Here is a 19,659-nt window from a genome sequence, read left to right as displayed (position 1 = left end):
CCGCCCCGACCGCCTCCGACGGAGCGCCCCGAAGACCTGGTCGTCGGGGCGCTTCGTCGTCACCGGGGACGACCGTGCGGCGGGACGGTCCCGCAACGAGGACGGTCCCGCGACGGGGACGGTCCCGCTCGCTCAGCGGGCTGCCGTGAGGGTGCCGCCGACGACGCCGGGCCGGTCCGACGCGTCGCCGAGGACGCGGTCGTCGCGACCCCGGTCGTCGCGACCCCGGTCGTCGCGACCCCGGTGCGACCCGGACGGGTGCGCCCCGGACGGGTCCAGCGCGGCTCGGTCGTCGCCGGGACGGTCCTGCAAGGCGCAGAAGGCCCACAAGATCGCGGACGTCGAGAACCAGACGAAGTAGTCGAACGAGAAGAGGGTGACGATCATGACGACGAGGACTGCCCGCCCCGTCCGGGAGGCGTGGACGAACCCGACGACGAGCGCCGCCACCAGCGAGACGATCCCGGCGATACCGAACGTGGCGAGCGTGGTCACGAGCTGGTTGTCCACGACCGTGAACCCCTCTTGGGGCAGGAGGCCACGGGCGTACAACTCGGCCTCGCTTCCGAAGCCGCTGCCGGCCAATGCCTCGAGCGCGGGCCGCGCGAGGAGTCCGGGGACCGATCGGACCGCCCCCATCCGGTTCTCGTACGAGCCGGATGCCACGAGCGTCCCGACCGCGTCGACGATCTCGGACGCCAGGGCGGCGGCACCCGCGACCGCCCCGAGCACCGTCAGCACGATCTTCGCGGCCCGGGACCGCGCCTCGGAGGTCATCAGGACGTAGGTCACGGCGAGGAGGACGGCGGCGACGACGCTTCGGCTTCCCGACAGCAGGATGCCCGCCGACAGCACGAGGACGGCGAACGGGGGGAACCAGACGGGGAAGGTCCGCCGCGCGACGAGGACGAGGACCAGGCAGACCGCGAGGAACACGGCGTACGGGATGGGGTGGCCGAGGGTGCCCTCGACCCGGACGAGACCACCGGGCAGGATCTTGTTGTCGCTGACGAACGAGCGGCCCGTCGCGAGGACCTTGTACCCGAAGGGGATCGGACGATGGGTGATCGTGAGCTCGACGACTCCGACCACGACCTGCGCGAGGCCGAGGACGACGAGACCGCGGACGAACACGCGGAGGTCCCGGGACGACGACGTCGACACGAGCCACGAGATCGCGACCCCGATCGCCGCGAGCTCGGCCATGAGGACGATGGTCGACGGGGCGAGCGCCAGCACGCAGACGATCGAGAAGGCGAAGAACGCGGTCGTCGCCAGTGTGGCCCGAGGGCGGCCGATCGACCACGACCGGGGCGAGACGAGTGCCGCCACCGAGACGCCGGCCACGGCGGCCACGGCGGCGTGGCGGACGATGTCGGGCGCGGAACCCGACGTCGTCGAGATCAGGACGGCGAAGGCGACGACGAGCGCCGCGCCTCGTCGCCGGTCGGCCGGCAGGAGGAGCCCGCCGACGAATGCGACCAGGGCCGCCGCGACGGCACCGGCGAGGACGACGATCATCGGGCGGCCTCCCCTCGAGCGTGCGGATTCGACGGACCGACCGGGGCGGGCTCGGCGGCGGGCTCGACGGCCGGCACGGACGAGGCGCGGCGCGACCGCGCGAGGACGACGAGCTGGACGACGAACCCGACGGCCTCGGCCGACACGAGTGCCGACACGGCGCCCAGCGCGCCGTGGTGGGCGCCGAGCACGAGGACTCCCGGAACGCCGACGACCGCCGACGCGACGGACGCCGTCGTCGTCTGGGCGTGGCGCCCTGCACTGACCAGGGCGAGGCCGGCGCCACGAGACGCGCAGATGACGGCGATCAGCACGCCGCCCGCCAGGGCGAGGTCGGGCGACACCGGGACGGTGCCCGTGAAGAGGACGACGGCGACGGCCGGCATGGACAGCGCGAAACCGACGCCGACGACGAGGCCGAGCCCGGCGTTCAGCCCGAGGGAGACCAGGCTGCGACGGTGCGCGAGTTCGGCGGAGGGCACGCCCACCCAGGTCTGCAGGCGGTCGGGAATGGCGGACACGACCTGCAGCCCCATGCGCAACGGTCGGTCCACCGCGGCGAATCCGGCCACGGAACCGGGCGAGACGGTGCCCAGCAGGGCCGCGGGCAGGGATTTGTAGGTCGTCGCCACGCCTCGTCCGACCACGAGGACGAGTTGGGAGCGCACGACGGCCGGGACGGCGCGGAAGTCGCCCGCCCCGGGCAGACGGGCACCGCCGAGACGAGGCGCCACGCCGAAGGTGACGGCGGCCGCGAGGACCATGCCCGCGCCGTAGACCTCGAGCGGCGCACCGGCGGCGATCGCGACGGCCGAGACCAGCGAGGCCAGCACGCGCGGCGACGTCTCGGCGACGAGGACCAACAGCGGGCGCCCGAGGCCGATGAAGTACCAGGTCGGGCTGAGTGCGCCGAGCGCGACCCCTACGGAGACGAGCGCGGCCGCCGGGCGGTGTTCGTCCACGACGGCGAGCGTCACGGCCGCCGCGACCGGCAGCAGGACGGCGGTGGCGACGAGCTTGCTGGCCGATGCGGTGGCGAAGAGGTCACCGGGTGGCCGGGTCGCCCGGGCGACGCGTTGCGGGCCCACGATGCTCCAGCCGAGTTCGGCGACGACCGCCGTGGCGATGCCGACGGACAGGCCGACGGCCACCGCCGCCCAGCCCGACGCCCCGTGGGTCGAGGTGATCGCGGGGATCACGGCCAGCGGGGCGGCCGCACCGAGGGCCGGCACGAGCAGGTGGAGGGCGAGACGGCCGATCTGCCGCCCGAATCCCCTCACGAGTGGACCCGCCGAGGGCCGAGGGCCGACAGGTGGTCCGTGAACCGGTCGTACGATCTCTGCACCACCGACTCGAGGCGCTCGGCGACGTCGCGGGGCGACTCCGCCTGGTGGGCGAGCGGGGCCCCTGCCAACGCGTCGGCGATCGAGGAGGCGCTGGCCGGCTCGGTCTGGACGAGCAGGCCCCCTGCCGCGCACCGGACGTCGTCGAGGGCGCTCGATCGCTGGGTGACGACGGTCCGACCGCATGCCAGCCCCTGCCAGACCTTGTTCGCCACGACGCCGCGGGCCTTGGCCGAGGAGCCGAAGACCCCCAGGACGACGTCGGCCCGCGCGATGTGGGCGAGGAGTTCGTCTTCGGGCACCGCGTCGACGAAGGTGCACCGGTCGCCGAGGCCCGCTCGACGGACCCGGGCCTCGACGGCCCGGCGGGCGGGACCGTCGCCGACGAGGACGACCTCGACCCGGCGACGGGCCCCGATCAGTGTGAGGGCGTCGACGACGAGATCGACGCCGTGGAGGGGGATGTACCCCCCGTAGTACAACACCCGGAGCGCGTCGTGAGGCCGAGCGGGCGGCTGCCGGGTGGCCCAGGTCGGGGCACCGACCGCGAGGGGGACGACCGTCGCCGAAGGGCCGTGGCGCCGGACGATCTCGGCGGCCCGTGGCTCGGTGTCGATCAGGTAGAGATCCGCGCACCTCACGGCCGCGGCGTCGAGCACACGGAACCGGAGGGCCGCGGGCGATGCCGGGGAGACGCGCCGCCAGTCGTCGACCGCCGTCTCGTATTGACCGACGAACCCGTCGACGACGAGAGCGGCACCCTGCAGACGGGCGACGAGCCACGCGAGCGGCGCGTGGCTGAGCCGGAACTCGGAGAGCAGGACGACGTCGGCCTGCCGGGCGCCCCGGACGAGTGAGCGGACGTCCTCGATCGCGCGACGCAGCCGACCCGCGGCACGCGACCGCGGGGCGACGACGACCGACGCGCCGAGCTGTCGTTCGAGGTGGGCCCGCACGCGGACGTTACGGGGGTAGCCCGTGTCGTGCACCCCGTACTGGAGGACCCGGAGGGGACCCGCCCCGGGGCGAGGCGCTCGGGTCGGACGACCGGACGGGCCGCTCATCGGGCGGCCGCCGTGATGCCGAGCCGGGACAGCCGGTCGACCACGGCGTCGACCGACGCACCGACGGACAGGAGCGAGGCGTTCGCGGCGACGTGGTCCGAGACCGTCCGGCGCAGCGCGCGGTCGGCGGTCAGGTCGCGGACGGCGGACAGCCACCGGTCGGGTTCGCCCACGGGCAGGACGAGTCGTCGTCGCAGGTCGGGGTCGGTCACGAGGAGGGGCGCGGCACCGTAGCTGTCACCCAGCAGGACGGGCACGCCCGCGGCGGCGGCCTCGACGGCGCTGCGGCCGAAGGCCTCTCGTGAGGCCGTCCCGACGAAGAGTCCGGCGTCGTCCCACAGCCTCGCCGGGTCGACCCACCCGGGCATGGTCACGCCGTCGGGCAAGGAGGCGCGGAGCCGGTCCTCGAGCGGACCCTGCCCGTGCAGGCGGCCGGGGACGCCCGCCCGTGCCGCGAGCTCGACGAACGCCGCAGGCCGCTTGTCGACGTCGAACCGGGCCGCCCAGACGAGAGGCGTGGCCGCCTCGCCCCACGAGCTGCGGGCCGAGAGACGGATGCCGGCCGGGACGAGGTGGGGACGGCGCGCCCGCGCCACCTCGCCGGCGAGGACCGGCGTCGTCGCCCAGACGTCGTCGGCCCCGCGCAGGGCGCGACCCTCGACGAGGCGGAGGGCGACCCGACGGAGGCGCGCCTGCTCACCGGGAGCGGGCCACGGCAGTCCGCGGACCCACGCCACCCAGGGCGTGGACCCGTGACGGCGCAGCCGGGCGAGGGCGACGTCGCTCTGCGTGACGAGCGTGACGACCACGTCGGCGGCATCGGCCTCGGGGGCGCTCGTCACGAGACCGGCGACCTCGTCGACGACCGCGCGACCGTGCGCGTGGACCGTCACCTCGCGGACGCCGGGGGTGGTCGCGACCGTGCCGCGAGCCGTCGGGCGCAGCCCCACGACGGCTCGCCAGTCGAGCCCCCGGCCCCGCGCTTCGGCGACCAGGTCGTGGGTCGAGCGGTAGACCCCGCTGCGGGCCATCAACGGCGCCGCGACGAGCAGGACCCGGGGCGCCGAGCGGGAGCCGCCAGCGGCGGGGGACGGGGCGGACGACGGCACGGGGCACTCTCGCTTCTGTTCGGGAGACAGGAGGTGATCGACCCTCAGGCCGATCATCAAGAGTATAGGTGTGAAATATGAGTCAGGTCAACGATCGCCCGAATCGAGGGGTCAGAAGCGGTGACGCACGACCCACGAGTGCATCACCACGGCGGCGGCCGCCGCCGCGTTGATGCTGCGCGTCGAGCCGAACTGCGAGATCTCGAGCACGGCCTCGGCCGCCGCGAGCGCCTCGGGCGACAGGCCAGGCCCCTCCTGCCCGAAGACGAGGACGCAGCGCTCGGGCAGGTCGAACGTCTCGATCGGCACGGACCCCTCGACGTTGTCGACGGCGAGGACGGGGAGGCGCTGCTCACGGGCCCACGCCAGGAACGTCTCGACGTCGGGGTGGTGCAGCACGTGCTGGTACCGGTCGGTGACCATCGCCCCCCGCTTGTTCCACCGGCGGCGACCGATGATGTGCACGGTGTCGGCCGCGAAGGCGTTGGCGCTGCGCACGATCGACCCGATGTTCATGTCGTGCTGCCAGTTCTCGACGGCGACGTGGAAGCCGTGCCGGTGCGCGTCGATGTCGGCCACCACGGCCTCCATCGTCCAGTACCGGTAGCGGTCGACCACGTTGCGTCGGTCACCCTCGCGCAGCAGCTCGGGGTCGAAGTGGTCCCCCTCGGGCCAGGCCTCCTCGCCGCCGGGCCAGGGGCCCACCCCGTGCGTGAGTTCGTCGCTCGGCGGGGTCGGGGACTCGTCCTGGGGCATCCGACCAGGGTAGGCGGTGGGCGGAGGCGACCCGCGCCTCCTCGTCGTCAGGGCACCTCGCTAAGGTGAGCGCCATGGGTGCACGCGAAGACGTCGAATGCTGGCTGACCGACATGGACGGCGTGCTCGTCCACGAGAACCACGCCCTGCCCGGCGCGGCCGACCTGATCCAGCAGTGGCAGGACGAGGGCACGCCCTACCTGGTGCTGACGAACAACTCGATCTTCACCCCGCGCGACCTGGCGGCCCGTCTGCGCGCCTCGGGGCTGCACGTGCCCGAGGAGCGCATCTGGACGAGCGCCCTCGCCACCGCCGACTTCTGCCGGTCACAGATGCCCGGCGGCTCGGCCTTCGTCATCGGCGAGGCCGGCATGACCACCGCCCTGCACGAGGCGGGGTTCATCATGACCGAGACCAACCCCGACTACGTCGTCGTGGGCGAGACGCGCAACTACTCGTTCGACTCGATCACCAAGGCCGTGCGGCTCATCCTGGGCGGTGCACGCTTCATCGTCACGAACCCCGACGCCACGGGCCCGAGCGCCGACGGCGTGCTGCCCGCGACGGGCGCGATCGCCGCGATGATCTCGAAGGCCACCAACAAGGAGCCCTACGTGGTCGGCAAGCCCAACCCGATGATGTTCCGTTCGGCGATGAACCGCATCGGCGCGCACAGCGAGAACACGGCGATGATCGGCGACCGGATGGACACCGACATCATGGCCGGCATCGAGGCCGGGCTGCACACCATCCTCGTGATGACGGGCATCAGCGACCAGGCCGAGATCGACCGCTACCCGTTCCGGCCGAACGAGATCCTGGCCGGGGTGCACGAACTGGTGCGCAGCGAGCCGATCGAGTCCGACGTGGTGCCGTCCGAGGCCTGAGGCCTCCGGAGGCGCGGGCAGCCTCGACGCGTCAGCCCGCGACGGCGACGAGGCTGGTCGTCAGGGGTTCGCCGCCGCTGCGGTTGACGAAGCACGAGTACGTGCGGTCGCCGGCGGCCCACGCGTCGGCGTCGGCCGGGAAGCTCGCGAGCAACTGCACGTCGGGGTAGGCCGCGGCGGCCTGCCGGTCGAGCGCGTCCGCGCCCGTGCAGAGCAGGTTCATCTGGCTCTGCAGCACGTCGGCACCCGGGTAGGCCGCGGCCGCGTCCCCGTCGAGGGTGCCCAGTCGGGTGAGCTGGGCGACGTGCGGCTGCGCACAGTCGGCGACCTCGTAGTCCTGCTGCCAGGCCGATTCGAACGCCGAGAAGCACTCGCCGCCCTGCAGGTCGGCGTACGAGTGCGTGCCTGCCGCGAGCGGCCCGGCCGGGGCGACCTCGGCGGCGGGCTCGACCGGCGCAGCCGTCACGGTCCGGGCCGCGGTCGGTGCCGCGGCGGCGGCCGACGCGTCGCTCGTGAGGTCGTCGGTGGAGGCGAAGAGCGATCGCGAGAGGAAGAAGAGCGCGACCAGCAACAACAGGATCACGAGCCCGGCACCCACGGCGGCCAGCCCCTTGTGCGACCGGACCCACTCGGCCAGACCCGCCGTGCGGGGTGTCGTGGCGGGCCTCTCGTTCACCGGACGGGTCTGCGGCACGAACACGCCGGCTCCGCCGACCTCACGGCGCGGCCGCTCGCCCGTCAGGGCCGAGGTGGCGCTCATCGAGACGCCGGGCAGCACCTGCGTGGCATCGACCCCGGGGTCGTCGACGTCGGCGCGCTCGTCGAGGGCGGGACGAGGAGGCGCGAACAGCGCGGTCGCGGTCGTCACCTCGGCCCCGTCGTCCAGGCCCTCGTCGTCGGCGTCGGCGTCTGGGTCTCGGTCGGCGCGGGACGACTGCTCGACGTCGGGCACGGGCCCGACCTCGGACGGCGGAACGTCGCCGGAGCCGGACAGCGACCAGGCGCCGGGGGCGTCGTCCGCGTTCGTCGCGTGCTCGGGCTCGTGCTCGCTCTCGGGACGTGCGCCCCGCGGCTCGACGGGCGCGGTGCCTGCACCTGACGGGACGACGCCGAGGATCTCGGTGAAGGTGGGCTCGCGGTCCCCCCTCGAGCCGGAGTCGGCCCTGGGCTCCGGGACGGACGACGCCTGGGTCGTGGGGGTCGGCGTCGGCGTCGGCGTCAGCGTCGGCGTCGAGGGGACCGCCGCGGCGCCGGGGACGCCGGGCTCGACCCCGCCACGGGAGGCCGCCGAGGCGGCAGCGGCCGCAGCAGCTGCGGCTGCGGCTGCCTCGGCCAGACGACGCTCACGCCGCGTCATCTCGTGGTGCTCTTCGACCCACCACGGCGCCTCGACACCGCCTTCGCGGGAATCGACGGCCGGCTCGGGCTCGGGCTCGACATCGGACGCCGGCTCGGGCTCGGGGTCTGCCTGGAACTCCGGCTCGGGCTCGGGCATCGGCTCTGGCTCGGGCGTCTGCTCCGGCTCTGCTTGGAACTCCGGCTCAACGAGGCGCTCGGGCTCGACTTCGGCCTCGGGCGTCGGCTCTGGCTCTGCCGCCGCTTGGAACGTCGGCTCCGCTCGGTGCTCGGGCTCGGGCATCGGCTCGGACTCGGGCTCGACATCGGACGCCGGCTCGGGCTCGGGCTCGGGCTCGGGCTCGGGCTCGGGCTCGGGCTCGGGCTCGGGCTCGGGCTCGGGCAGAGCATCCCAGTCGAAGGTCGCTGGTTCGGCGGATTCGGCCCGGGGTGCCGAGATGAGGGCGGTGAAGGGCCCTGGCTCGTCGCTCACGCCGGCACGCTCCTCGACGTCGGCGAGACCCGACGCCTGAGCGGCATCACCGGCGTCATCGGCGTCCTCGGGGTCGGACGGCGGCGACTCGGGTCGCCTCGACTTGGGCTGAGCGGGAAGGTCGGGAACGGGCACGGACGACGGAGGCGGCGGCGGCACGGACCCCGTCAGCGCTCCGAGGTCGAGTGCCTGGGGGTGACCGAAGGTCTTCGGCGGAGGCGTCCCGGCCGGGGACTCGGGCACGACGAACGGCAAGGGGGTCGGAGGCGACACCTCGGCCGAGCCCGTGGGCACGGACGCACCACCCGGGTCAGCCGGTCGCTCGGGGTCGTCGTCGTCGTGGGGGACGTCGACCGCTCGGGTGGCCGGCGGCAGGTCGAGGGCCTGGGTGGGGACGTCCTCGGGGGCGGTGTCGGGAAGACGACCCGCGCCTCCTGACGGGGTGTCGGTCGCGTCGTCGTCGTCGGCACCGTCGAACTGGGCGGCGAGCCAGTCGCTGGCGTCGTCGCGCCCGGCGTCGTCGCCGTCGTCGCCCCTGGGCCGGTCGTCGGTCACGGTGTCAACCCGAGGTCTTCCAGCCCGATCGCGGCGAAGTAGGGGTAGCCGGCCGCCTCGATCACCTCGCGGGCCCCGGTGCTGCGGTCGACGACGACGGCGACGGCGGCGATCTCGGCTCCGACGGCCTCGAGGGCCTTGGCGGCGGCGAGGGGCGAACCGCCGGTCGTCGAGGTGTCCTCGAGCACGATGACGCGCTTGCCCTCGAGGTCGGGGCCCTCGACCTGCTTGCCGCGGCCGTGGTCCTTGGGCTCCTTGCGGACGACGAAGGCGTCGTAGTCCTTGCCGAGCGCCACGCCCTGGTGCAGCACGGCGGCGGCGATCGGGTCGGCGCCCATCGTCAGGCCACCGACCGCGAACACGTCGGGCACCTCGTCGATCAGGTCGACCATGACCCGGCCGATCAGGGGCGCGACGCGGTGGTCGAGGCTGACCTTGCGGAGGTCGATGTAGTACGTCGCCTTCTTGCCGCTGGTCAGCGTGAAGTCGCCGTGGAAGACGGCCTCGGAGCCGATGTAGTCGATGAGCTGCGTGCGTGCGTCGGTCACGGTGACCCATGGTAGAGCAGGCGGGCTCCGAACGTCGGGGCGGGCGGACACGGCTCGACGCCCCGTCGGTGGACGGCGGCGGCCTCGGACCCCGCCGGTGCCGGCCCGGTACCGTGGTCGGCATGCGCGTCGCGACCTACAACGTCAACTCCGTCCGGGCTCGAGTGGGCAGGGTCGTCGACTGGCTCGTCCGTGAGGACGTCGACGTCGCGGGACTGCAAGAGATCAAGTGCAAGCCCGAGCAGTTCCCCTACGACGCCTTCCGCGAGGCCGGCTACGAGGTCGAACTGCACGGGCTCAGCCAGTGGAACGGCGTCGCTTTCGTCAGCCGCCTGCCGATGGAGGACGTCGAGATCACCTTCCCGTCGCAGCCGGGCTTCGCCAAGGGCCAGGAAGGCCCCGACCAGCCCAAGGAGGCGCGGGCGATCGGCGTCACGGTCGAGGGCGTCCGCCTGTGGAGCCTCTACGTGCCCAACGGCCGCGAACTGGGCGACCCGCACTACGACTACAAGCTCGACTGGCTCTCGAAGCTCGCCGCCGAGACCGAGGCCTGGCTCGCCGCGCGCCCCGACCAGCCGTTGGCCCTGATGGGCGACTGGAACGTCGCACCGCTCGACACCGACGTGTGGGACATGTCGGTCTTCGAGGGCCACACGCACGTCAGCCAACCCGAGCGCGACGCCTTCTTCCGCTTCGAAGAGGTCGGCCTGACCGACGTCGTCCGCTCGCGCCTGCCCGACGGCTACACCTACTGGGACTACAAGCAGCTGCGCTTCCCCAAGAACGAGGGCATGCGCATCGACTTCATCCTGGGCTCGAAGGCCTTCGACGGCCTCGTGACGTCCGCGGCCATCCATCGCGACGAGCGCAAGGGCGACGCCCCGAGCGACCACGTCCCCGTGGTCGTCGACCTCGACCTCGAGACCGAGCTCGACGACGACCGCCCGATGATCTTCTGAACCCCGGCCCCGCTCGCCTGCGGCGCTCGACACCAGGAGGCGCGGGTCAGGCGAGCAACGCCGCCACCAGCACCAGCACGGGAACCGAGAGGATGGTCGTCGCCAAGACCGTGTCTCGGGCGACGACGACCCCGGTCTGGTAGCGCTGGGCGTAGTTGAAGACGTTCTGGGCCGACGGCAGACCGGCCAGCACGACCGCCACGAAGAGCTCGTCGCGGTCGAAGTCGAAGACGAACGCCCCGAGCAGCCAGGCCGCGACCGGCATGACGACGAGCTTGAGGACGACGGCGACGACGATGTCGGCGCGCCCTTGCCCTGCCTGGAACGGCTTCGAGCCGTACAACGACATGCCGAACGACAGCAGGACGACCGGCACCGCGGCACCGCCCACCAACTCGAACGGCTCGCGGACGGCCTGGGGGATCTCGAGGCCGGTGACCGCCACGAGCACACCGAGGGCGGACCCGATCAGCAGGGGGTTCGTGAACGGTCGGGCGATGGTGCGCCCGAGGCTGCTGCCGCGGTTCGTCACGGTGTCCATGACGGCGAGCACGATCGGCGTGAGCACGAGCAGCTGGTAGAGCAGGACGGGGGCGACGAAGGTGGCACTGCCCAGCACGTAGGTCGCCACGGGCAGGCCGATGTTGTTCGCGTTGACGTAGGCGCCACCCATCGTCCCGATGGCCGTCTGCGCCGCACTGCGTCGGAGGACGAACTTCAGGACGACGACCGAGAGGACGGCGGCCAGGAGCGAGGCGAGCGCCGAGACCACCAACAACCGCGAGAACAGCACGTGGACGTCGGCCTGCGAGATGGTGGAGAACAGCAGGCAGGGCGTGAGGACGAAGAAGACGAGGCGCGAGAGCACCCGGTGGCCGGATTCTCCGAGCAGGTCGATGCGACCGACGACGTAGCCGGTCACGATGATCACGCCGATGATCGCGAACCCGATCAGCACTCCACCCATGGGTCCATCCTGTCGCACGCCCCGGGGGCCGGCGGGACGACCGGGTCAGGCCACGGGCACGCCGTCCCCCACCGGGGCGCCGATGCGTTCGAGCAGATGCGCCGCCTCGTCCTCGGCCTGGGCGTCGACGGCCCAGGCGACGACACCCGCCTCGCACGCGGCGACGGCGAACGCCTCGCCGGTCGGGAGCCCGCTGGCGCGGGCGAGGTCGTCGGCGAAACGCCTCGCCGCCTGGGCGACCGGGCGATCCGACGCGACGACGACGAGGGCACCGCGACGCAGGCCGTCCGCGAGGCTGTCGACCGCACGGTCGAGCTGTACCGCCGTCGGGGTGGCGGCGTCGACGGCCACCACGGCCCAGTCGAAGCCGACGACGTCGTCGATCGGGGTCGCCATCTCGCACGAGAGCACGACGACCTCGGCGTCGAGTGCCGCCGCCCGATCGGCGACGGGACGGATCACCGGGTACGGACCGGCGAGGACGAGCTTCGGGGCGTGGGCGAACAGCATGACGGGGCCTCTCGGGGTGGAAGGAGCGCCCGGCGGGTCCGACCGGGCGGGACATCGAGTCGACGATGCGTCACGTACTACTCTACGTGTGACATTTACATTGCACAAGACGTTGCGGCCGTCACCGTTCGGAACAGGCCCTGCACTCCCCTGCGCCCCCGCGCCTCCTGACACCCCGGGACCCGGCCGTCGGGCAGAATCGACGGGTGACGCGCCTCCACGATCCCTCGGTCCACACGTTCGCCAGCGACAACTACGCCGGAGCCCACCCCGAGGTGCTGCAGGCGATCGTCGACGCCGCCGGCGGCCACGTCGGCTCGTACGGCGCCGACCCGTACACGCAGCGGCTGGCCGAGGTCGTCGTCGAGACGTTCGGCGAGGGGGCGACCATCGACCCCGTGCTGACCGGCACCGGTGCGAACGTCGCGGCCCTCCAGGCCCTCACCCCGCGCTGGGCGGCCGTGATCTGCGCGACGACCGCGCACGTCTACACCGACGAGGGCGGCGCTCCCGAACGCCTGGGCGGCATCAAGCTGTTGACCGTGCCGACCCCCGACGGCAAGCTCACGCCCGAGCTGATCGACCGGCAGGCCTACGGCTGGGGCGACCAGCAGCGCCCTCAGCCCCTCGCGGTCACGATCACGCAGAGCACCGAGCTCGGCACGGTCTACACGCCCGACGAGATCCGGGCCGTGACCGACCACGCGCACACGCTCGGCATGCGGGTGCACCTCGACGGCGCGCGCCTGGCGAACGCCGCCGCCTCCCTCGGCGTCCCGCTCCGCGCGATCACGCGCGACGCCGGCGTCGACTCGGTCTCGTTCGGCGGCACGAAGAACGGCCTGGTGCTGGGCGAGTCGGTCGTGACCTTCTCCGAGGAAGCACGGGCCGGCTTGGTCTACCTGCGCAAGATGGACGCACAGTTGGCCTCGAAGATGCGCTTCGTCTCGGCACAGTTCCTGGCCATGCTCGAGGGCGACCTCTGGCTGCGGTCGGCGACGAGGGCCAACGCGATGGCCGCCCGTCTCGCCGACGGCTTGGCCACCCTGCCGGGCGTCGCTGTCACCCAGGCGGTCGACGCCAACGCCGTCTTCGTCGTCCTGCCGCCCGAGGCCGTGGAGCCCCTCCGCGCCGCGCACCACTTCTACGACTGGAACCGCGCCACGGGAGAGGTGCGACTCATGTGCTCGTTCGACACCACCGAGGCGCACGTCGACCGGTTCGTCGAGGACGCCCGCACGCTCGTCGGCTGAGGCCGGGTCCGCTCAGGCCAGGTCGGGTCAGGCCAGGTCCGCTCCGGCCGGGTTCGCTCAGGCTCGGGCGGCCTCGACGAACGCACGGATCAGGTCGACGCTCTTCACGCCGCGCGACGACTCGACGCCCGAGCTGACGTCGACCCCGACGGCACCATGGGGTCGGAGTCCGGCCAGCAGCCCGGCGACGTTGTCCGAGGTGAGCCCGCCGGCCAGCAGCCACTCCCGGGCAGGCGGCGCCGACAGCAGCGGCCCGACGTCGAAGGTGGCGCCGGCACCGGGGTCGATCGCGTCGAGGAGCAGGGCGTCCTCTCGGAAGGCGACCCGCGCCTCCTCGGGTTCGGCCGCGTAGACGGCGGCGCTGACGGCACGGATCACCCGGAAGCCCGCCGCATGGGCGGCGGCAACGTCCGCCGGGGTCTCGTCGCCGTGCAGCTGGACGGTCGACACCGAGGAGGCGCGGGCCGACTCGAGCACCGTCTCGATGCCCTGCCCGCGGAACACGCCGACGGTCTCGACGCCCGCCGGCACGCGCGCCGCCAACGCGCGTGCACCCTCGGGATCGATCGTGCGCGGACTGCCGGCCGCGAAGACGAACCCCACGGCGTCGGCCCCGGCCTCGACGGCGGCGTCGACCGTCTCGGGCGTGGACAGGCCGCAGATCTTCACCCAGGTGCGCATGGTTCCAGTCTGCCGGGCTCAGGCGGGCAGGTCGTCCAGGTCGCCGGGCGTGGGCTCGCCGACGTCGTGCCGCACGACCGTCAGCCCCTCGCCCCCGTCGGCCACGTCGACCCGCACGGTGTCGCCGTCGGCGATCTCGCCCCCGAGCAGCGCCATCGCGAGCTTGTCGTCGATCTGACGCTGCATGAGGCGGCGCAACGGCCGGGCGCCGTAGATCGGGTCGTAGCCGCGGTCGGCGAGCCAGGCCCGCGCGTCGGGGGTGACGGCGAGCGCGAGGCGGCGATCGGTGAGCCGTCGTCCGAGGCGGTCGACGTAGAGCGACACGATCTGGCCGAGGTCGTCGGTGCTGAGGGTCGAGAACACGACGATGTCGTCGAGCCGGTTGACGAACTCGGGCTTGAACGCCTGGCGCACCAGGCCCTGCACCAGCTCTTCTTTCTCGGGGTCGCTGAGGCCGGGATCGGTGATGACCTGCGAGCCGAGGTTCGACGTCAGCACCAGGATCGTGTTGCGGAAGTCCACGGTTCGGCCCTGCCCGTCGGTCAGCCGGCCGTCGTCGAGCACCTGCAGCAGGACGTCGAAGACCTCGGGGTGGGCCTTCTCGACCTCGTCCATCAGCACGACGCTGTACGGGCGACGACGCACGGCCTCGGTCAGCTGACCACCGGCTTCGTAGCCCACGTACCCGGGAGGCGCGCCCACGAGGCGGGACACGCTGTGCTTCTCGCCGTACTCGCTCATGTCGATGCGGACGAGCGCCTTCTCGTCGTCGAAGAGGAAGTCGGCGAGGGCCTTGGCGAGCTCGGTCTTGCCCACCCCGGTGGGGCCGAGGAAGAGGAACGAACCGGTCGGGCGGTCGGGGTCGCTGATGCCCGCGCGGGTGCGCCGCACCGCTTCGCTGACGGCCTGGACGGCGGCCTTCTGACCGATGAGGCGCCTCCCGAGTTCGCTCTCGAGGTGCAGCAGCTTCTCGGTCTCGCCGCTGAGCAGACGACCGACCGGGATGCCGGTCCAGGCGGCGACGACCTCGGCGATGTCGGCGTCGGTGACCGAGTCGCTGACCAGCCGGTCGCCCGACTTCTCGAACGACTCGGCGTCGGCGAGGCGCTTCTCGATGTCGGGGATGCGCTCGTAGCTGATGCGCGCCGCATCTTCGTAGCGCCCCTCACGCAGGGCGCGGTCGGCGTCGATGCGGGCCTCGTTGAGGTCGCTGCGTAGCGTGCCGACGCCCTGCAGGGCGGCCTTCTCGGCCTGCCAGCGGGCGTCGAGGTCGTCGTAGGCGGCCTGCTGCTGGGCGATGGTCTCGCGCAGGGTGGCGAGGCGGGCCTGCGAGGCGTCGTCCGTCTCCTTCTTGAGGGCCAGCTCTTCGATCTGGAGGCGCACCAGGCCCCGGTAGAGCTGGTCCAGCTCGACGGGCGACGAGTCGATCTCCATCTTGAGGCGGGAACCCGCCTCGTCGACGAGGTCGATCGCCTTGTCGGGCAGCTGACGGCTGGGGATGTAGCGGTTGGACAAGGAGGCGGCGGCCACCAGGGCGCCGTCGGTGATCGTGACCCCGTGGTGCGCCTCGTACCGCTCCTTGAGCCCGCGGAGGATCGCGACGGTGTCCTCGACGCTGGGCTCGCCGACGTAGACCTGCTGGAAGCGGCGCTCGAGGGCCGCGTCCCTCTCGATGTACTGGCGGTACTCGTCGAGGGTGGTGGCGCCGATGAGGCGCAGCTCGCCGCGGGCGAGCATCGGCTTGAGCATGTTCGACGCGGCGACCGAACCCTCGCCCCCGCCGGCACCCATCAGGGTGTGCAACTCGTCGATGAAGGTGATGACCTGGCCGTCGCTCTTGGTGATCTCTTTCAGCACGTCCTTCAGGCGCTCTTCGAACTCTCCGCGGTACTTGGCCCCGGCGACGAGGGCGGCGAGGTCGAGGCTGATCAGGCGTTTGTCCTTCAGGCTGTCGGCGACGTCCCCCTCGACGATGCGCTGGGCGAGGCCCTCGACGACGGCGGTCTTGCCGACGCCGGGCTCGCCGATCAGGACGGGGTTGTTCTTGGTGCGGCGGGTGAGCACCTGGCTGATGCGACGGATCTCGGCGTCGCGGCCGATGACGGGGTCGAGCTTGCCGCTGCGGGCGATGGCGGTGAGGTCGACGCCGTACTTCTCGAGCGCCGACTTCTGCTTCTCGTCGGAAGCCGGAGCGCCCTGCATGTTCGCCATGGATGTGCCTTTCTCGAAACTTGAGTGGAGCTGGCTCAAGTTTACGCCGACACGCCCGGATCGCAAGCCCTCGCACCTGTCATGTTGTGCATGCCTTGTTTTGTGTCTAACATTTCACTATCTGTTCGCCTGGCGGCGCATCGCGTTGCCCAGACATGAAAGAACACCTCTCTCACATGAAGAAAACTCTCAAGCGCACCGGCGCGATCGGGCTGGCCGCAGCCACGATCGTCACCGGCCTCAGCTTCGGCCCCGCGGCCGTGGCCGCAGCCCCTTCCCCTACCAGCTCACCCGTCGACGGATCTCAGGTGCAGTTCGTCGGACAAGGCGCAGACGGGACGATCTACGGTCAGGCATCGCCGACGGCCTGGAACGTCCGCACCTATCAGACCCTCGCTGACGCACAGTCCAATTCGATGGTCTTCACGACCACCAGGGTCGGGGACTATTTCTACGCGGAGGCCGTGGACGGCGACGCCAATCGCTGCCTCTTCAAGAACCAGAGCTCGTCCACGCCCTACGTCGCCCTGGGCGGAAGGTGCGGCTCCGACGCGACTCTGTTCTCGATCGACGGCAACTCCCGAGTAGTGAACAAAGTCACGGGCACACCGATGAGCGCCCCGGTTCGAATCGGTAGTTACTCGTTCTTCGGCCTGTCGAACTCATCTCCGCTCTCCTTCCAGGGAATCGAATCGAAGTCGTATGCCCCGTCGTACAACGAGGCGGACGACACGGTGACGTTGACGATCACCGGAGGCGAGAATGACGCGGACGTGTTCGTCGAGGACATGTCCGGCGGCAACGGCACGACGGGTCGAACGAACGACGACGGCGACGCGACGATCACCCTGTCCCCCTTGCTCAGTGCCGGTGAGACGGTACGCCTGAAGTACGGCGAGTCGGGCACGTGGGAGACCATCTCCACCGGGCGCCTGCCCGCCATCGGCGACCTGCAGGTCGTGCGTGGCGATGACGGCAGGGTCACCGTCAGTGGCAAGGCATCCGGGATGGCCGGTGCGAACGTCTACGTCGGCCCCGACCGCCTCTCGCCCAACGCGGTCCAGATCGAGAAGGCGGCCGCGGACAACACGTTCTCGTTCGTGCTCAATGACGCCGCCGCGGCTCTGAGCACCGGTTACATCTACAGCTACATCCAGGGCGTCCGGACCGAGATCGCCATCAACGGGTTCTCCGGCAAGGTCGACTCGGTCGACATCCCCAACCGGACGGCCGTCATCTCCGGCACCGCCGTCCCCGGGTCGTTCGTGCTGATCGACACTGCCGTCCCCGACCAGGTGCAGGCCGGCACCGACGGGCGCTGGTCGCACACGGTGACCGACCTCACGCTGGGCTCGAACCCGATCCCGCTCTCGCAGTACGAGAACGGCGAGAAGACCGGCGAGACCACCCTCGACGTCGTGCTCGACGTCTCCCCTGTGCGCGGCTCGGTGTCGTTCCCGGCCGACCTCGAGCAGGACGCCGTCCTGTCCGGCACCGCCCACCCCGGCTCCACCGTCGTGATCCGCGACGTCGACGGCGACGAGATCGCCCGCACCGAGGCCCGCCTCGGCTCGGGTGCCTGGTCGACCCCGATCGGCGCCCCCGACGCGGGCGGCGACTACGACGTCCGCATCCACCAAGAGATCGACGGCGAGGCCAACGGTGAGATCGTCGTCACCGTCGCCTACGGCGCCGGTGTCGCGATCACCGCTCCGGTCGAGGGCATGGCCCACGACGGCGGCCCGGTCACCCTGCGCGGCACCGGCGAGGTCGGCGCCCAGGTCACCGTCCGCGAAGAGGGCCGCAGCACCGTCCTGGGCAGCGCCCAGGTGCTCGCCAACGGCCAGTGGACCATCCGCACCACCGACGTCGACGACCGCAAGCACGTCCTCGAGGCCAGCCAGACCGGCAAGGGCAACAACACCACCACCTCGACGGTGACCCTCAACCCCGAGAACGGCGAACAGCCCCCGGTGATCGTCGCCCCGACTGTCGAGACCCCCGAAGCGGGTTCCACGGTCACGACCAGCCGCCCGGTCTTCTCCGGTCACGGCCAGGACGGCGCCACCGTCACGATCGGCTACGGGCCCAACAGCATCATCGGGACCGGCACCGTCGTCGACGGCGAGTGGACCATCACGCCGACCCGTGGGCTCAGCCTCGGCACGAGCAACCTCGTCGTCACCCAGACGGTGGGCGACGACGTGCAGCAGATCACCCACACCATCAACCGCGTGGCCGCAGAACTGCCCCTGAGCGTCACGAGCCACGTGAACGACCAGTTCTACGAAGCAGGCGTGACCACGTTCCGCGGTACCGCGCCGATCGGCTCGACCGTGACGGCCAAGAACCAGTGGGGCACCCCCATGGGCGCCGCGAACGCCGCCGACGGCACCTGGGCCTTCAACCGCAACCTCGGGCCCACCACGGCCGGCTACCTGATCACCTTCACCGCCACCCCGCCGGTGGGCACCCCTCAGGTCGTGACGCTGAAGCTGAACTACGAGAACGTGGTCGCGTTCCAGATCACCAGCCCCACGAACAACAGCACCTACACCGAGGGCACGGCCACGTTCCGCGGCACCGCGGCACCCAACGCCGCGATCGCCGCCACGAACCAGTGGGGCACCCCCATGGGCAGCACGACCGCGAGCCTCCAGGGCGACTGGGCCTTCGACCGCTACCTCGGCCCCACCTCGGCCGGCTACGACATCACCTTCGTCGCCACCAAGGGCACCGACGTCCAACGTCAGACAATCCACCTCGACTACCGCGAGACCAACGTCCCCGTGGCCGTCACGAGCATCGCCGACGGTGACACCTACCGCCCCGGCATGAACGTGCTCAAGGGCACCGGCACCCCCGGCGCCACCGTTCGGGCCGTGAACGCCACGAACAACTGGAACGTGCCCATGGGCCAGGCCGAGGTCGACTCCGAAGGCAACTGGGCCCTGCCCGAACGCAACTGGGGCCCGGCCAACGACTACGCCATCAAGGTCACCCAGACGAACCCCGACAAGTCGACCACCGAGACCACGGTCAACGTCAAGGCACCCCGGTTCGCCCCCCTCGTCCTGACCAGCCCCGCGGTCGGCGACACCTACGAGAACGGGGTGGCCGCCACCTTCACCGGTACCGCCACGCCGTTCGCCACCGTCACCGTCAGCTCCGCCACGAGCTCCACGGTCTACCGCGAGGTCCAGGCCGACGCCCAGGGCAACTGGTCCTTCAGCCGTGGCTGGGGCCCCAGCCACAACTACACGCTGAACATCACCCAGAAGGCCCTCGACGGCCAGACCGGTGACCCGATCAGCGGCTTCGCCTGGCACCCCAGCGGCAACTAGCACCACACCGCTACACCCGCACCACAGCGACACCGCACCACCCCGCCGGGGAGGCACCGACACGGTGTCTCCCCGGCCCCCCAAACCCTCCGCCGGCCGCATCCCGAGCCGACGCCCCCGCAC

15 protein-coding genes are annotated in these 19,659 nt (G+C 72.0%); 4 read left to right on the top strand and 11 right to left on the bottom strand.

Annotated elements, in window-relative coordinates:
- Positions 1 to 132 precede the first annotated feature (132 nt).
- The 5 genes from ARTHRO9V_RS04160 to ARTHRO9V_RS04140 all read right to left on the bottom strand — a co-directional run bounded on the left by ARTHRO9V_RS04160 (position 133) and on the right by ARTHRO9V_RS04140 (position 5,793).
- Positions 133 to 1,521, bottom strand: a complete 1,389-nt coding sequence (locus tag ARTHRO9V_RS04160) for a hypothetical protein (protein ID WP_159825758.1) — start codon at positions 1,519 to 1,521, stop codon at positions 133 to 135.
- On the bottom strand, positions 1,518 to 2,801 hold the full coding sequence (locus ARTHRO9V_RS04155; protein WP_159825756.1) for a hypothetical protein: 1,284 nt from the start codon (positions 2,799 to 2,801) through the stop codon (positions 1,518 to 1,520). Before ARTHRO9V_RS04155 ends, ARTHRO9V_RS04160 begins: the two co-directional genes overlap by 4 nt.
- On the bottom strand, positions 2,798 to 3,820 hold the full coding sequence (locus ARTHRO9V_RS04150) for a glycosyltransferase (RefSeq protein ID WP_159825754.1): 1,023 nt from the start codon (positions 3,818 to 3,820) through the stop codon (positions 2,798 to 2,800). Before ARTHRO9V_RS04150 ends, ARTHRO9V_RS04155 begins: the two co-directional genes overlap by 4 nt.
- Before the next feature lie 104 nt (positions 3,821 to 3,924).
- Entirely contained in the window at positions 3,925 to 5,037 is a 1,113-nt protein-coding gene (locus ARTHRO9V_RS04145; protein ID WP_159825752.1) for a glycosyltransferase, read from the bottom strand.
- 111 nt (positions 5,038 to 5,148) lie between these two features.
- Positions 5,149 to 5,793, bottom strand: coding sequence for a TrmH family RNA methyltransferase (locus ARTHRO9V_RS04140; RefSeq protein ID WP_056049637.1), 645 nt, complete (start codon positions 5,791 to 5,793; stop codon positions 5,149 to 5,151).
- 74 nt (positions 5,794 to 5,867) lie between these two features.
- Between ARTHRO9V_RS04140 and ARTHRO9V_RS04135 the strand changes: the two genes are divergently transcribed.
- A complete protein-coding gene (locus tag ARTHRO9V_RS04135; protein WP_056049640.1) occupies positions 5,868 to 6,680 on the top strand; it encodes an HAD-IIA family hydrolase in 813 nt (270 codons plus the stop codon).
- 31 nt (positions 6,681 to 6,711) lie between these two features.
- Here ARTHRO9V_RS04135 and ARTHRO9V_RS04130 read toward each other — a convergent pair whose 3' ends face one another.
- Together ARTHRO9V_RS04130 and pyrE are read right to left on the bottom strand one after the other, a co-directional pair.
- On the bottom strand, positions 6,712 to 9,063 hold the full coding sequence (locus ARTHRO9V_RS04130) for a septum formation family protein (RefSeq protein WP_159825750.1): 2,352 nt from the start codon (positions 9,061 to 9,063) through the stop codon (positions 6,712 to 6,714).
- Entirely contained in the window at positions 9,060 to 9,611 is a 552-nt protein-coding gene (gene pyrE / locus ARTHRO9V_RS04125; protein ID WP_055978230.1) for an orotate phosphoribosyltransferase, read from the bottom strand. The genes ARTHRO9V_RS04130 and pyrE overlap by 4 nt, the downstream gene beginning before the upstream one ends.
- A 122-nt stretch (positions 9,612 to 9,733) precedes the next feature.
- Between pyrE and ARTHRO9V_RS04120 the strand changes: the two genes are divergently transcribed.
- The gene (locus ARTHRO9V_RS04120; protein WP_056049859.1) at positions 9,734 to 10,570 is read left to right on the top strand and encodes an exodeoxyribonuclease III; all 837 of its coding nucleotides are present in this window, start codon (positions 9,734 to 9,736) and stop codon (positions 10,568 to 10,570) included.
- Positions 10,571 to 10,616: 46 nt separating this feature from the next.
- Here ARTHRO9V_RS04120 and ARTHRO9V_RS04115 read toward each other — a convergent pair whose 3' ends face one another.
- On the bottom strand, positions 10,617 to 11,537 hold the full coding sequence (locus ARTHRO9V_RS04115; protein WP_055978228.1) for an AEC family transporter: 921 nt from the start codon (positions 11,535 to 11,537) through the stop codon (positions 10,617 to 10,619).
- Positions 11,538 to 11,582: 45 nt separating this feature from the next.
- Complete coding sequence (locus ARTHRO9V_RS04110; protein WP_056049647.1) at positions 11,583 to 12,047, bottom strand: hypothetical protein; 465 nt, start codon at positions 12,045 to 12,047, stop codon at positions 11,583 to 11,585.
- Positions 12,048 to 12,253: 206 nt separating this feature from the next.
- Here ARTHRO9V_RS04110 and ARTHRO9V_RS04105 point away from each other — a divergent pair, with 206 nt between their 5' ends.
- A complete protein-coding gene (locus ARTHRO9V_RS04105; RefSeq protein WP_055978224.1) occupies positions 12,254 to 13,300 on the top strand; it encodes a low specificity L-threonine aldolase in 1,047 nt (348 codons plus the stop codon).
- Positions 13,301 to 13,357: 57 nt separating this feature from the next.
- Here the strand turns inward: ARTHRO9V_RS04105 and ARTHRO9V_RS04100 are convergent, their stop codons facing one another.
- Positions 13,358 to 13,981, bottom strand: a complete 624-nt coding sequence (locus ARTHRO9V_RS04100; protein WP_056049650.1) for a phosphoribosylanthranilate isomerase — start codon at positions 13,979 to 13,981, stop codon at positions 13,358 to 13,360.
- Between the two features lie 18 nt (positions 13,982 to 13,999).
- Positions 14,000 to 16,192, bottom strand: a complete 2,193-nt coding sequence (locus ARTHRO9V_RS04095; RefSeq protein WP_159825748.1) for an ATP-dependent Clp protease ATP-binding subunit — start codon at positions 16,190 to 16,192, stop codon at positions 14,000 to 14,002.
- 176 nt (positions 16,193 to 16,368) lie between these two features.
- Here ARTHRO9V_RS04095 and ARTHRO9V_RS04090 point away from each other — a divergent pair, with 176 nt between their 5' ends.
- On the top strand, positions 16,369 to 19,536 hold the full coding sequence (locus ARTHRO9V_RS04090; protein WP_159825746.1) for a hypothetical protein: 3,168 nt from the start codon (positions 16,369 to 16,371) through the stop codon (positions 19,534 to 19,536).
- Positions 19,537 to 19,659 lie beyond the last annotated feature (123 nt).

Source organism: Frigoribacterium sp. 9N, from assembly GCF_902506305.1.
Lineage (GTDB): Bacteria > Actinomycetota > Actinomycetes > Actinomycetales > Microbacteriaceae > Frigoribacterium.
This window is presented reverse-complemented; position numbering and strand designations above follow the sequence as displayed.